Genomic DNA, 13,339 nt, shown 5'->3' on the forward strand with positions numbered 1-13,339 from the left:
CGCCCGCCGGGGCGAAATCCCGGCTCCGCACTCAAACCAAGCGCACCCATCCAAACCAGTCGACCGCGTGCCCTTTCCCCAGAGAGAAGAGAGCAAAGGCATCAAGCCCGAAACCGCTTCCGCGTCAACGCCAGCGCCACCCAGAACGCCCCCACCGTATAGCCCACCAGCACCACCGCAGGCCCCCCCCAATCCTTCGGCCACTGGTCCATGAATAGCGGCCGCACCAGCGCCACCGCATTGGCAAGCGGCAGCCAGCCAGCAACCCGGCGCACCATCTCCGGCAACTGCTCCAGCGGAAAGAACACCCCCGAGAGGAACATCATCGGCGTCATGAACAGCGTGAAGTAGTAGGTGAAGAAGTCGTACCCCTTCGCCAGCGCGTTGAAGATCAGCGCGATGCATGAGAACGTCACCCCGACGCCCGCGAGCACCAGCCATGCGACCAGCAGCTTGGGGCTGTGGCTGATGCCCAGCCCCAGCATCACGAACAGGATCGCGGTGGTGGTGAAGATGGCCTTGAAGGCCGCCCACAGCATCTCCGCGAGCACCACGTCGTCCAGCCCCACCGGCGCGTTCATGATGCCGTCCCACGTTTTCTGCACGTGCATGCGCGAGAAGGCCGAGTAGAGCGCCTCGAAGGAAGCGGCGTTCATCGAGCTCATGCAGATCGAGCCGCTCGCAAGGAAGAGGATGTACGGCACCGCGACGCCGTCCACCGATACCTGCCCCACCAGCGCCCCCATGCCATAGCCGAAGGCCACCAGCCAGATCAGCGGTTCGGCGATGTTGCCGATCAGGCTGGGGATCGCGAGCTTGCGCCACACCAGCAGGTTGCGCAGGAACACCGGCCACCAGCGCATCGACAGCTCGGGCGGGCGCCACACGGAGGGTGGGGGCGGCAACGCGTCATTGATCAGGGCGCTCACGTATTTCTCCATTCGGGGAACACCGCGGAACCGGCTTCGCCGGGCCGCTGGTGTTGCCCCCGGTGAGGGGGTGGGCGGCTACACGAAGTGAGCCAACCTGGGGGGAGAGCCCTATTTTCAACCGTCTTCGCGGATCTGCCGGCCCGTGAGCTTGAGGAACAGATCCTCCAGGTTCGCAGGCCGATGAAAGGTGCGCAGGCCCTTGTGACCATCCAGCGCGTTCAGCAGGCCGCGCGCATCCTGCGTGTAGAAGAACACCGTCTCGCCGCTGACCTCGACGCGCGCGGCGTAGTCCTTGAGCGGCGACCGCGCCAGCGCCAGCGCGCCGTTGCCGTAGACCTCGACCACGTCGGGCTCGAGATATTCGGCGATCAGGTCGCGCGGCCGGCCTTCCGCGATCTTGCGGCCGTGGTCGATCACGATCAGGCGCGAGCACAGGCGCTCGGCCTCGTCCATGAAGTGCGTGGTCAGCAGGATGGACTTGCCCTGCTGCAGCAGCAGCTGCAGCCGCTCCCACATGAGATGGCGCGCCTGCGGGTCCAGGCCGGTGGTGGGCTCGTCGAGCATCAGCAGCTTCGGGTCGTTGACCAGCGCCCGCGCCAGCGACAGCCGGCGGCGCATGCCGCCCGACAGCTCGCCCGGCCGGACGTCGGCCTTGTGCGACAACGAGGCGAACTCCAGCAACTGCGGAATGCGTGGCGTGATCTCGCGCCGGCTCATGCCGAAGTAGCGGGCATAGACCATCAGGTTCTCGGCACAGCTGAAGTCGGGGTCCAGCGTGTCGAACTGGCTCACCACGCCGAGCTGCGCCTTGATCGCGCGCGCGTCGCGCGGCATCGAGAGGCCGCCCAGCGCCTCGATACTGCCGCCGTCCGGCGCGGTCAGGCCCAGGCACATGCGGATGGTGGTGGTCTTGCCCGCGCCGTTGGGCCCGATCACACCCAGGCATTCCCCGGGCGCGATCGTGAACGAGAGGTCGTCGACCACGGTGGTCGCGCCGTAGCGCTTGTGCAGGTGGTTCGCTTGGAATAGGGGGGCGGAAGGGCTGGGCACCGGGACATTGTGGCGCAAGGTCTCAGAGGTGGAGCCCCTGGAACTCGTTCTTCATCCAGTCGATGAACGCCCGCGTGCGCGTCGGCAGCAGCCGCGCATGCGGGTAGATCACACTGACCGGCCGCGGCGCCAGCTCGAAGTCTTCGAGCACGATGCGAAGCCGCCCCGCCCGCACCAGCGGCAGCACCTGGTAGGAGAAGAAGAAGCCGAAGCCCATACCGGCGGCGCAGGCCTCCACCGCGGGCGCGATGTGGTTGAACTCCAGGTTGCCGCGGGCAGCGACCGCGAAGTTGCGGCCGTTCTCGCGGAAGTGCACGGGCGCGCCCGGCTGGATGCGCACGCAGTTGGCCTCGAGCAGCTCGCGCGGATGCCGCGGCGTGCCATGGGCGCGCAGGTACTCCGGGCTCGCGACCGCCACGCGGCGGATGGTGCCGACCTGCTGGGCCACGAGCGAGGAGTCCTCCAGCGGGCTGATCCGGATGCCGACATCGATGCCCTCTTCCAGCAGGTTCACCGTCCGGTCGTGCAGCAGCACGCTGCAGCGCATCTTGTCGTAGCGCTTCAGGAAACGCACGATGGCCGGCGCCACGTACATGTGGCCGAAGAGCACCGGGGCGGTGACGGTGAGCTGGCCGGCAGGCTCCGCCGCCTCCAGGCTCAGTGCCCGGTCGGCGGCGTCGGCCGCGGCGAGCACCTCGCGCGCGCTCTGCAGGTACTGGCGGCCTTCCTCGGTCAGCGAGATGCGGCGTGTGGTGCGGTGGAACAGGCGCACACCCAGGTGCGCCTCCAGCGCAGCGAGGGACCGGACTACCGCGGGCAGCGAGCTCTCCAGCGCATCGGCGGCCCTGGTCAGGCTGCCCTGCTCGGCGATCTGCACGAAGGTCTGCATGGCTTTGAGACGGTCCATGGACGCGATTAGACCGCAGATCGGAGCAGTGAAATGCAGATTGCACCATTACTCCGAACTACGGATCAAAGAACAATCAGCCCCATCAACCCACCAGGAGAAGCCGATGACCGCCACCCGTCCCGCTCGCCCGATCACCGTGTACAGCTCGTCCATTTCCGGCCACAGCCATCGCGTGCGCCTGTTCCTGTCGCTGCTGGACCTGCCCTTCGAGACCGTCGAGGTCGATCTGCGCGCGGGCGAGCAGCGCCGCCCCGAGTTCCTGCGCCGCAATGCCTTCGGCCAGGTGCCGGTGATCGAGGATGGCGATGTGACGCTTGCCGATTCCAACGCGATCCTGCTGTACCTCAACGAGCGCTACGCGCCCGACCCGGCGCGCTGGATGCCGCGGGATGCGCTGGGCGCGGCCCGCGTGCAGCGCTGGCTTTCCGTGGCCGCCGGCCCGCTGGCACAGGGGCCGTCGATGGCACGCGTGATCGTGCTGTTCGGCCTCGCCACCGACCCCTCCGATGTGATCGCGCGATCGCACAACCTGCTGCGCGTCATGGAAGGCGAACTCGGCAATCGCCCCTTCCTCGCGGGCGACAGCGAGACCCTGGCCGATGTCGCCAACTACAGCTACGTGGCCCATGTGCCCGAAGGCAATGTGTCGCTGCAGGACTATCCGAAGGTCCGCCAGTGGCTGCAGCGCATCGAGGCCTTGCCGGGGTTCGTGCCCATGGCGGCGTCTCGCATCGGGTTGGCAGCATGACCACCGTCGCCGCGTGGCATGAAGGCGAGCGCGTGCTGCAAGCGCGCGTCGGTATCGCCGAGCGCATGGCGGAGATCGGGCCGCGCGTGCTGCGCGACCACATGCCGGAGCAGCACCGCAGCTTCTTCGCGCAACTGCCCTTCCTGATCGCGGGCAGCCTGGACGGCGAGGGCCAGCCCTGGGCCAGCGTGCTGGCGGCCGCGCCCGGCTTTGCGCACTCGCCCGACCCGCGGCATCTGCGCATCGATGCGCTCCCGCAGGCCAACGATCCGCTGGCGGCAGCGCTGGCGGTCGGCGCCCCCATCGGGCTGCTCGGCATCGAGCCGCATACGCGGCGGCGCAACCGGATGAATGGCACGGTCGATGCGCTCGATGCGCGCGGCTTTTCCGTGGAGGTGGGCCAGAGCTTCGGCAACTGCCCCAAGTACATCCAGGCGCGCGAGCCGGTGTTCGTCGGCGGCGCGCCGGCCGCTGGCTTCGGCCCGCGTGTGAATGGCCTGGACGCGGAAGCCCGGCGCATGGTGCGCGCGGCCGACACCTTCTTCATCGCCACGTCGCATCCCTCGGCCGGCGATGCACGTTCGCCGGCCGAAGGCGTCGACGTCTCGCACCGCGGGGGACGGCCGGGCTTCGTGCGGGTCGAAGGCGACGGCACGCTCACCGTGCCGGACTTCACCGGCAACACCTTCTTCAACACCCTCGGCAACATCGCGCTGAATCCGGCGGCCGGGTTGCTCTTCATCGACTTCGAGACCGGCGACCTGCTTCAGTTGTCGGTGAGGGCCCAAATCCTGTGGGACGGACCAGAGGTCGATGCTTTCCCGGGCGCCGAACGCCTGCTGCGCATGGAGGTGCTGGCTGCCCAGCATGCTCCGGCCGCCCTGCCGTTGCGCTTCGGGTCTGCGCGCCTCTCGCCCTTTCTGGAGGCGACGGGCCGCTGGCCGGACGAGCCCTGACGGGATGCGCCCCGCCTCAATGAAAGACGGGGATGCGCGCGTTGACCGAGGGCCGGTAGTGCCAGCCGCGCTCGCGCAGCGTGGCCAGGTCAAGGCCGCGCGCCAATAGCGCCTCGACGCCGGCGACCGCCAGCGCGCAGGCCAACGCCTGGCCCGGGCAGCCGTGCGGGCCGTCGCCGAAGCCCAGCATGCGGCGACCATCGCGCTCGAGCATGAAGCGGTCGGGCTGCACGTTCAGCAGCGGATCGCGGTTCGCCGCACCCATTACCAGCAGCACCGCGTCTCCCGCCTCGAGCCGTGTCCCTGCCACCGTGGTCGACTCGGCGACGAAGCGGCGCGTGTTCTGGACCGAGGGATCGTGGCGCGCCGTTTCCTCCACAAGCGCCGGCAGCAATTCCGCACGCGCGGCGATCGCATCGCCGGCGCCGGGCTCGCGCGTCAGTGCCACCAGGCTGTTACCCATCAACCCGGCCGTGGCCTCGCAGGTCTGCGACAGCAGGCCGACGAGGTTGGCCAGCAGCGCGCGCGATGCATCGCCCGGCGCCTGCGCGCGCACCGCCGCCAGCAGGCTGCCCTCGCGCGCCGGCCGTGCCGCCGCCAGGGCTGCGAGGCGCGCCATCAGCGCGGCCGCCGCCTCGCTGGCGGCGCCTAGTTGGGCCTCGGTGGACAGCGGCGAGAGGCAGGCGACGAAATCGCGCGTCCAGTCCGCAACAGCGGGCAGTTCTTCATCCGCGAAGCCCAGCAGATGGGCCACGCCCGCGACCGGCCAGGCCAAGCAGGCCTCGGCCACGGTAGACGCCGGGACCTGCGCCGCGATGCGCGGCATGGCCGCGCGCACGCCGCCGAGATCGAGACCGCCCAGCGCTCGCTGCAACACCGGCTTGTGGGCGGCATGCGGTGCGCCGTCATTCATGCGCACCAGTCGGCCGAAGAGTTCGCCGGCCGGCGCGCCCACGATGGCGCGCGGCACCGGCTCGGCCGGCGGGCGCACCCGCAGCGCGGGGTTGGCGAAGGCCTCCTGCAGCACCTCGGCCCGGCTGGCGACCCAGAGGCGCAGACGCTCGTCGCGCGCGAGCGCCGGGCCTTCCCGCAAGCGCGCGTACCAAGGATAGGGGTCGGGGTGGGTGACGGCGCCGATGGCGTCGGCGGGCGGGTCGATGTGCTGTCGTTCCATGTGCGCAGTGTCGGCTTTCTCGCACATCCACACTTCGCTTAGCATCGAAGTATGGATGCCTCGAATGCCGACACCCACCTGGCACGCCTGGCCGGTGCGATCGCCGAGCCGGCTCGGGCGCGCATGCTCTGCTGCCTGCTGGACGGCCACGCCCGCACGGCCACGGAGCTGGCGGCGGTCGGCGAGGTCGCAGCCTCGACCGCGAGCGCGCACCTGGCGCGGCTGAAGGATCAGCGGCTGGTCGAATCGGTGGCGCAGGGCAAGCACCGCTACTTCCGACTTGCCGGCAGCGAGGTGGCCGCGGTCCTCGAAGGACTGCTGGTCGTAGCCGGTGCGCCGCACAGCAAGTTCCAGACCGGCGCGCCGAGCGGGCTGCGCGCCGCGCGCACCTGCTACGACCACATGGCCGGCACGGCCGGCGTCGCGCTGCACGATCGGCTGCATGCCCAGGGCTGGCTGCAGGTCAGCGCCGAAGGCGATGACTACGAGCTCACGGCCGAGGGCGCGGTGGCGCTGGAGAGCCTGGGCATCGACATCGAAGGCGCGCGCCGTTCGCGCCGACGCTTCGCCTGCGCCTGTCTCGACTGGAGCGAGCGGCGGCCGCATCTCGGTGGCGCGCTGGGCGCCGCCTGCTTGCAGTTGTCGCTGCGCCGCGGCTGGGTGCGCCAGGCGCTTGACGGCCGGGCGCTCGCGCTTACGCCCAAGGCGCAGCGCGAGATGCCCGAGCTGTTCGGGCTCGATTAGCGCAAGAGATCCAGAGTGCTGATCGGACCGCTTCGTATGACCGCGCATTCGATGACGACAATCTGATTCTTTCTGGCGCCGCCGCCGATATTGCGGCGCTGCACAGCAGAATCCGGCCCTTTCAAAAAGAACAAGGGTCGATGTGATGATTCCCAGGGAGGCTTCGGGCCTGTGGCTCGGAAGACGCGCGCGCGAGATGGGTGTGATGGCATGAACAAGCATCTTCACCGCATCGTCTTCAACGCCGCGCGCGGCATGCGCATCGTCGTGCAGGAAACGGCTCGCAGCACGGGTAAGGCCAGCGGCGCCACTCCCGTTCTTGTCGGTACTGCGCTTGCGAGCCTGCTGGTCGCCATGGCGGCGCAGCTCCTCAACGAGGTGGTCAGCGCCAACCCCACGCAGCTGCGCGGCGCCATCGAGGTCGGTGGCCAGCGCGCCGAGGTCATCGTGGCCAACCCGTCGGGCAGACGCCGCAGGTCGACAACAACGGCGGCTCCCTCACCACGACGAGCCTGGCTGCGAGCGGGCCGAGCTTCGGCAACGCGGGCGGCATGGTCAACGTTGCGGGCAGCTTCAGCGCCAGCGTCGATCGCTTCGACAACACCGGCGGCACGGTGCGCGCGGGCAACCAATCTACCGAGGAATCGTAAATGAAGCCACACCCAGAGAATTTGCTGAAGGAAGCATTGGTAATCGACCGCTCTCGACTTAGCGATGAATCTGCAAACTGGATTGCCGAATACACACAGGTAGGTGAATGCGGATTGGCATACGACACGTTCGTATACGAAATTGAGACTGGCCAGTACGACCCTTCTGAGCGCGCTTTGGCCTTGATCCAAGAGGCTGCGCTCGCAATGGGGATCAAATACCCGGCGAAGAGTGCATGACGATCGGATGTTTGCAGGTCGATCGGTCGCCAATAGCACCAAGCCCATGAAATGGTGGCCGCTCCGTTCAACCGATTTCAGCTCTTCAGCTTGAGGATATAGGTCAGCACGCCTGCCATCGACTGGTCGAGATCGAGGAAGCCCTGGAAGTCCTTGCCCTCCATCCAGTAGTTGTCCCAGTTGCTGCGCTTGATGGCCTTCTGCCAGACGTCGGTGGCGACGGCGCGCCGTACGGCGTCGAGCAGAATGGCCTGGCGCGGTGCCGGCACCGCCTTGCCGGTGAACACGCCGCGCCAGTTGGCCAGGTCGGCATCGACGCCCTGCTGCCGCACGGAAGGCACCCCCATGAAAGCATTTCGCGATGACACGCCGATCGCACGCAGCTTGCCGCTGGCAATGTGCTCGCTGAATTCGCTGTATCCGGAGATGCCGGCAACCGCCTTGCCCGACTCCACCGCCGACACCACCTGCGCGCCGCCCGGGAAGGGCTGGTAGACCAGCGCGGCGGTGTTGCCGGCCGCGCGCGCCAGGATGCCCGCGAACATGTGATCGATGCCACCGGCGGAGCCGCCGGCGATGGCGGTGCTGGCCGGATCGGCGCGCATCTTCGCAATCAGGTCCTTGGCGGTCACGATCGGCGAATCGCCCTTCACCACCACCACCTCGTAGTCGCTGGTGAGCCGCGCCAGCGGCGCGATGCGGCTCATGTCCACCGCAGGCTTCTGCAGCGCGACGGCGCCGACCATCACCATGCCGCTCATCAGCACGGCATCGGGGTCGGCGTCGTACTTCTCGACGTAGCGCGCCAGCCCGATGGTGCCGCCCTTGCCGCCGATGTTCTCGTACTCGACCTGCGCCACCGCGCCGGACGCCGTCATGGCCGCTCCCAGCGCGCGGCCGGTCTGGTCCCAGCCACCTCCCTCGTTGGCGGGGATCACGATGCGCAGCCGTGGCATCGCAGGAGCGGCGGGCGCGGGCTTTGCGGACTGGGCAAACACCGAGACGGGTGTGATGCCGGCTGCCGCGGCAGCAAGCCAGGACGTGAAGATGCGGCGCGTTGAATCGGCCATATGAGCCCTCCCTGACACGAGTGTGTCTATTTGTTGCAACGGACCGGATCGTAGCCGACGGCTTCTGAAATCGCCACGGCGGCTGGTGCAAAGAAACAGCTGCCGCCTGCCAACAAAATCTCGGAATCGGGCTCCGGGCTACTGGAACGCCACCTCCGCAAAGCTGCGCAGCTTGCGGCTGTGCAGGCGGCTCGAGCCCTCGCGCCGCAACACGTCGATCGCTGCCATGCCGATGCGCAGGTGCTGCTCGACGCGCTCGCGGTAGAAATGGTTGGCCATTCCCGGCAGCTTGATCTCGCCGTGCAGCGGCTTGTCGCTGACGCACAGCAGGGTGCCGTAGGGCACGCGAAAGCGGAAGCCGTTGGCGGCAATGGTGGCGCTTTCCATGTCCAGCGCTACTGCGCGGCTCTGGCTGAAGCGGCGCTGCGGCTGGTTGCCGGGCAGGAGCTCCCAGTTGCGGTTGTCGGTGCTCGCCACGGTGCCGGTGCGCATGATCTTCTTGAGCTGGGTGCCCTGCATGCCGGTCACATCGGCCACCGCCTTCTCCAGCGCGAGCTGGATCTCCGACAGCGCGGGGATCGGCACCCACAGCGGCAGTTCCTCGTCGAGCACATGGTCCTCGCGCACATAGGCGTGGGCCAGCACGTAGTCGCCCAGCTGCTGCCCCTGGCGCAGGCCGGCGCAATGGCCCAGCATCATCCAGGCATGCGGGCGCAGCACCGCGACGTGGTCGGTGATGGTCTTGGCATTGGCCGGACCCACGCCGATGTTGACCATGCTGATGCCGCTGCAGTCCTCGCGCACGAGGTGGTAGGCCGGCATCTGCGGCAGGCGCCCGGGCGGCGTGCCCTGGCTGCCGTCGAGGAGCGCGCCGTAGAAGGAGGCGCTCGAGCCGGCCGCCAGCCCGCGCCGGCGCGTGACCACGTTGCCGGGCTCGATGAAGGCGATGTACTCGCTCTTCTCATCCGCCATGGCCTCGCGGCCCAGGCGCACGAACTCGTCGATGTAGAACTGGTAGTTGGTGAAGAGCACGAAGTTCTGGAACCACTCGGGCGCGGTGCCGGTGTAGTGGCGCAGCCGGTGCAGGGAGTAGTCCACCCGCGCGGCGGTGAAGAGCGCGAGGGGCTGCGCCTCGCCCGGCCGGGCTTCGAAAGTGCCGTTGGCGATGCCGTCATCCATCGCAGCCAGGTCGGGCAGGTCGAAGACGTCGCGCATCAGCAGGCGCCGCTCCTCGCTCATGGTGCCTTCGATGTGCTCGTTCTCCGCGAACGAGAAGTGGATCGGGATCGGCTGGGTGCTGGTGCCGACCTCGAGCTCGACTTCATGGTTCTCGAGCAGCAGGCGGAATTGCTCACGGTAGTAGCGCTCGAAGAGGTCGGGGCGCGTCAGCGTGGTCTCGTAGCGGCCAGGCCCCGCCACGAAGCCATAGCTGAGCCAGGCGTTGGCCGCCGGCGTGCGGCGCGAGACGGTGTGGGTGTGCACGCGCACGAAGGGATAGCAGGCGCGCACCCGGCCCGGCAGGCTCTCGCCGGCGACGAAGCGCTGCATCGCGTCGCGCAGGTGCGCAAGGCCGCTGTCATAGATCAGCCGCACCTGCTCGAGCACGGCGACGGGATCGGAAAAGCGGGCCGGGGCGATGAAGGTGGGCATGTAGGGCATGCGACGATTGTGCCGCGTGCGCCCACGGCTGACCGGGTGCGCCACGGACCTCGCGCCCTCGTCGTCGTCTTCGCCTCAGAGCAGCTCGTTGAAGGCGTATACCAGGTTGTCCTTGCACCGATGCCGCAGTCCACGCCGGGCCCACGCGTCGCCGTGCAGCTCGGTGCAGTCCTGCATGTCGCGCTCGAAGATTGCCTCCAGCTGCGCGGCCAAGGCGTCGTCGCGCAGGCCGAGCGTGATCTCGTCGTTGGTCTCGAACGACCGGTCGTCGAAATTGCTCGATCCGATCGCACACCACGCCGTATCCACGGTCATCGCCTTCTGGTGCAGCAGGCACTTCGAATACTCGAAGATCCGCACGCCGCCCGCCAGCAGGAGATGAAAGTTCCGATGCGCCGCGTGCTGCACCATGGGCATATCCGAGGCCTCTGCGGACGGCACCATCACCCGGACGTCGACGCCGCGCTTCGCTGCATCGCACAAGGCCTCGATCGCCTCGCTGTCCGGCAGGAAGTAGGGGTTCTGGATCCAGATCCGCTTGCGCGCGATGCACGGCACCAGGTGGTGCAGGATCTTCACGGCCGGCGGGGACCCTTCCGGCTTCAGACTGGCGACGTGAATGGCAATCTCGCCCACACGCGGGAGCGGCGGGAACACCTCGTCACCGACGAACAGCTCGCCGGTGTCCTCCACCCAGTTCTCGCTGAATGCGCCCTGCACGGCATGCACGATCGGCCCGCGCAGGCGCACGCCCAGGTCGCGCACGTGCTCGCGGCTTTCGCCGTTGCCGAGCCAGCTGTCCACGATGCAATGGCCGCCGACCATCGCCACGCGTCCGTCCACGACCAGCAGCTTGCGATGGTCACGGTCGTTGAAGACGCCGATGTTGCGTATGTGCCGGGGGTGATGCATGCGGAGATTGCAGTCTCCCGAGCGCAGGCGCTCTGCATCGCGGCCCATCTTCTTGCCGCCGTCGGCATCGACCAGCACGCGCACCTTCACGCCGGCACGCCGGCGTTCGATCAGCGCGTTCGCCAGGCGCTCGCCCAGCGCGCCTTCCTTCCACAGGAACGTCTCGAAATGGACGGAGGCCCGGGCATTGGCGATCTCCTCGAACATCACGTCGAAGAACGCGCCGTTCTCCAGCAGTTCGACCGCGTTGCCTTCGTACACCGTGCCCTGCGTCAAGCCCGACAGCGACGGCAGGAGGTCGGCGATGGAAGCATCGCATTCGACCACCAGCCGGGGATCGCGATGCCTGCGGATGGACCAGATGGCCAGTCCGAGCACGACGACGAGCGTGGCCAGTGCCAGCAGGGCCCACCCGGACCTCAGCCAATCGAGAAAATCGTGGCCCATGCCGACCGCAGCCGCGTGTCAGCGCTTCGGATCGATGCCCTTGATCGGATCCTTCGTCACATCCTTCCCGATCTCCACGACCTTGTCCTCGTTGGCCTCGTCGCGAAATTCGCCGGGCTGTTTCTCGGTGCTCTTCTCCATGTTGTCCTTGACGCTCTCGCGGTCAGTCGTTGTCGACTGCTCCTTCGTGTTCATGGCAGCTCCTTCGTAGGGGCGCCCGGTCCGCAGCGTGACTTCGTGCGAAACATCCGGCGCACCTGCAGCATCGTCAAAGCGGCGCTGGGGCGCTGTCAGGCAAGAAGAAGTTCGAGCGTCAGCTACACGGCCCGGTCCTCGAGCGCCCTGCTCGCCCGGCGATAGATCAGGATCATGGAAAAAAGGCCGAAGAAGGCCATCATGGTGGCGGTCAGCGCGATGGCAAACAGGACACCTGGAACCGCGTCGTCGGCCGCGAGGAGCGCGAGAAGCAGGCAGGCAGCCCACAGCGCACCCCAGCGCAGGATGTAGATGTCCATGTACGTCTTCAGCCAGACGTAGTTCCGGGTCCTGATCGCCGCACGCTCGGGCGCGCTCACGTGCGCCGGCGTCGGCTCCAATGCGGCATTGGGCCACCAGAAGCGGAGCCAGACCGAGCCCGCGCGGGCCCTTTCCTCGGAGGGGGTCATCGGGACGGCGCCTCTACCCCGGCATGGGTTCTCGCATCGTGACGAACTCTTCCGCCACGGTCGGGTGGATGCCGATCGTGCTGTCGAATAACCGCTTGGTCGCGCCCGCTCGCATCGCGACCGCGAAGCCCTGTACCACCTCGCCCGCATCGGGACCCACCATGTGCAGGCCCACCACGCGGTCGGTGGCGCGCTCGACCACCAGCTTCATGAAGGTGCGCTCCCCGCTTTGCGAGAGCGTGTGGCGCAGCGCCTTGAACTCGCTCGAGAACACCCGGACCTTGCCGAACTTCGAGCGCGCCTCGGCCTCGGTATAGCCGCAGGTGCCGATGTTGGGATGGGTGAAGACGGCCGTGGGCGTGAACTCGTAGTCGAGCTCGCGCGGGCCCTGGCCGAACAGGGTGTCCGCCACCACCATGGCCTCGGCCAGCGCCACCGGGGTGAGCTGCTGCTTCGTCGACACGTCACCCACCGCGTAGATCGAGGGGACCGAACTGCGGTAGTGCGCATCGACCACGACTCCGCCCCGCTCGTCGAGTTCGACACCGGCCGCCTGCAGGCCCAGGCCCTCCGTGTTGGGCACGCGGCCCGTCGCATAAAGGATGACATCCGCCTCCACGCGCACGCCGCGCGAGAGCAGCGCACACAGGCCGCTGTCCAGGCGGGTGATCATGTCGATCTCGCTGTTGAAGCGGATGTCGACGCCGGCGCGGCCCATCTCCTTGGCCAGGAACTGGCGCAGGTCCTCGTCGAAGCCGTTGAGCAGGTGCGGCCCGCGGTACAGCTGCGTGACCTGCGCGCCGAGGCCATTGAAGATGGATGCGAACTCGCAGGCGATGTAGCCGCCGCCCACCACCAGCAGGCGCTTGGGGAAGGGGTCGAGGTCGAACATGGCGTCCGACACCACCGCGAGCTCGCGGCCGGGGAGCTCGGGCACGAAGGGCATGCCGCCCGTGGCCAACAGGATGTGGCGCGCCGTGTGCTTCTTCTCGCCCACCTGGACGGTGTGTGCATCGGCCAGGCACGCCCAGCCCTGGATGAGCCTGACGCCCGCGCCCTCGAGCAGGTTGCGGTAGACACCGTTGAGGCGCGCGATCTCCTTGGCGCGGTTGGCCCTGAGCCGGTTCCAGTCGAAGCGCGGCGGCCGTTCGAGCGTCCAGCCGTAGCCGGCCGCCTCCTCGA

Annotated in this window: 14 protein-coding genes and 1 pseudogene; 5 read left to right on the forward strand and 10 right to left on the reverse strand. The window is 68.2% G+C overall.

The genetic code is table 11. The features are described from left to right. Window positions 1-101: 101 nt before the first annotated feature. The 3 genes and pseudogenes from APY03_RS18530 to APY03_RS18540 form a co-directional block, all read right to left on the reverse strand. Entirely contained in the window at window positions 102-941 is an 840-nt protein-coding gene (locus APY03_RS18530) for an ABC transporter permease (RefSeq protein ID WP_068678861.1), read from the reverse strand. A 105-nt stretch (window positions 942-1,046) separates the two neighbouring features. Beyond that, a pseudogene (locus APY03_RS18535) lies at window positions 1,047-1,901 on the reverse strand (ATP-binding cassette domain-containing protein); the annotation flags it as partial. Between the two features lie 103 nt (window positions 1,902-2,004). Further along, window positions 2,005-2,889: a LysR family transcriptional regulator gene (locus APY03_RS18540; protein WP_068678865.1), complete on the reverse strand. Its 885-nt coding sequence runs from the start codon at window positions 2,887-2,889 to the stop codon at window positions 2,005-2,007. A 106-nt stretch (window positions 2,890-2,995) separates the two neighbouring features. Here APY03_RS18540 and APY03_RS18545 point away from each other — a divergent pair, with 106 nt between their 5' ends. Further along, on the forward strand, window positions 2,996-3,640 hold the full coding sequence (locus APY03_RS18545; protein WP_068678867.1) for a glutathione S-transferase family protein: 645 nt from the start codon (window positions 2,996-2,998) through the stop codon (window positions 3,638-3,640). Continuing rightward, window positions 3,637-4,596 (forward strand): pyridoxamine 5'-phosphate oxidase family protein, encoded by a 960-nt coding sequence (locus APY03_RS18550; RefSeq protein ID WP_068678869.1) that lies wholly within the window; start codon window positions 3,637-3,639, stop codon window positions 4,594-4,596. The genes APY03_RS18545 and APY03_RS18550 overlap by 4 nt, the downstream gene beginning before the upstream one ends. A 16-nt stretch (window positions 4,597-4,612) precedes the next feature. Here APY03_RS18550 and APY03_RS18555 read toward each other — a convergent pair whose 3' ends face one another. Next, window positions 4,613-5,770, reverse strand: coding sequence for a cytochrome P450 (locus APY03_RS18555; RefSeq protein ID WP_068678900.1), 1,158 nt, complete (start codon window positions 5,768-5,770; stop codon window positions 4,613-4,615). Window positions 5,771-5,821: 51 nt separating this feature from the next. Here APY03_RS18555 and APY03_RS18560 point away from each other — a divergent pair, with 51 nt between their 5' ends. From APY03_RS18560 to APY03_RS18565, 3 genes are all read left to right on the forward strand, one after another. Beyond that, window positions 5,822-6,514: an ArsR/SmtB family transcription factor gene (locus APY03_RS18560; RefSeq protein ID WP_068678872.1), complete on the forward strand. Its 693-nt coding sequence runs from the start codon at window positions 5,822-5,824 to the stop codon at window positions 6,512-6,514. Window positions 6,515-6,724: 210 nt separating this feature from the next. Continuing rightward, window positions 6,725-7,168 carry an ESPR domain-containing protein gene (locus APY03_RS40345; protein ID WP_083944460.1) on the forward strand — a complete coding sequence of 148 codons (444 nt, stop codon included), beginning with the start codon at window positions 6,725-6,727 and terminating at the stop codon, window positions 7,166-7,168. Next, entirely contained in the window at window positions 7,165-7,404 is a 240-nt protein-coding gene (locus APY03_RS18565; RefSeq protein ID WP_068678874.1) for a hypothetical protein, read from the forward strand. The genes APY03_RS40345 and APY03_RS18565 overlap by 4 nt, the downstream gene beginning before the upstream one ends. A gap of 77 nt (window positions 7,405-7,481) precedes the next feature. On the opposite strand, the gene APY03_RS18570 is transcribed toward APY03_RS18565, so the two are convergent. The 6 genes from APY03_RS18570 to APY03_RS18590 form a co-directional block, all read right to left on the reverse strand. Continuing rightward, window positions 7,482-8,474: a Bug family tripartite tricarboxylate transporter substrate binding protein gene (locus APY03_RS18570; RefSeq protein ID WP_068678876.1), complete on the reverse strand. Its 993-nt coding sequence runs from the start codon at window positions 8,472-8,474 to the stop codon at window positions 7,482-7,484. 138 nt (window positions 8,475-8,612) lie between these two features. Beyond that, window positions 8,613-10,133, reverse strand: a complete 1,521-nt coding sequence (locus APY03_RS18575) for an AMP nucleosidase (protein ID WP_068678878.1) — start codon at window positions 10,131-10,133, stop codon at window positions 8,613-8,615. A gap of 75 nt (window positions 10,134-10,208) precedes the next feature. Beyond that, window positions 10,209-11,492, reverse strand: a complete 1,284-nt coding sequence (locus tag APY03_RS18580; protein ID WP_068678880.1) for a phospholipase D-like domain-containing protein — start codon at window positions 11,490-11,492, stop codon at window positions 10,209-10,211. 18 nt (window positions 11,493-11,510) lie between these two features. Further along, window positions 11,511-11,687, reverse strand: a complete 177-nt coding sequence (locus APY03_RS41615) for a hypothetical protein (RefSeq protein WP_157103426.1) — start codon at window positions 11,685-11,687, stop codon at window positions 11,511-11,513. A 122-nt stretch (window positions 11,688-11,809) separates the two neighbouring features. Continuing rightward, window positions 11,810-12,157 carry a hypothetical protein gene (locus APY03_RS44050; protein ID WP_068678882.1) on the reverse strand — a complete coding sequence of 116 codons (348 nt, stop codon included), beginning with the start codon at window positions 12,155-12,157 and terminating at the stop codon, window positions 11,810-11,812. A gap of 13 nt (window positions 12,158-12,170) precedes the next feature. After that, window positions 12,171-13,339: FAD-dependent oxidoreductase (locus APY03_RS18590; protein ID WP_232324333.1), on the reverse strand; the 1,169-nt coding region annotated here is incomplete at its 5' end.

It is taken from the genome of Variovorax sp. WDL1 (assembly GCF_001541225.1).
Taxonomy (GTDB): Bacteria; Pseudomonadota; Gammaproteobacteria; order Burkholderiales; family Burkholderiaceae_C; genus Variovorax.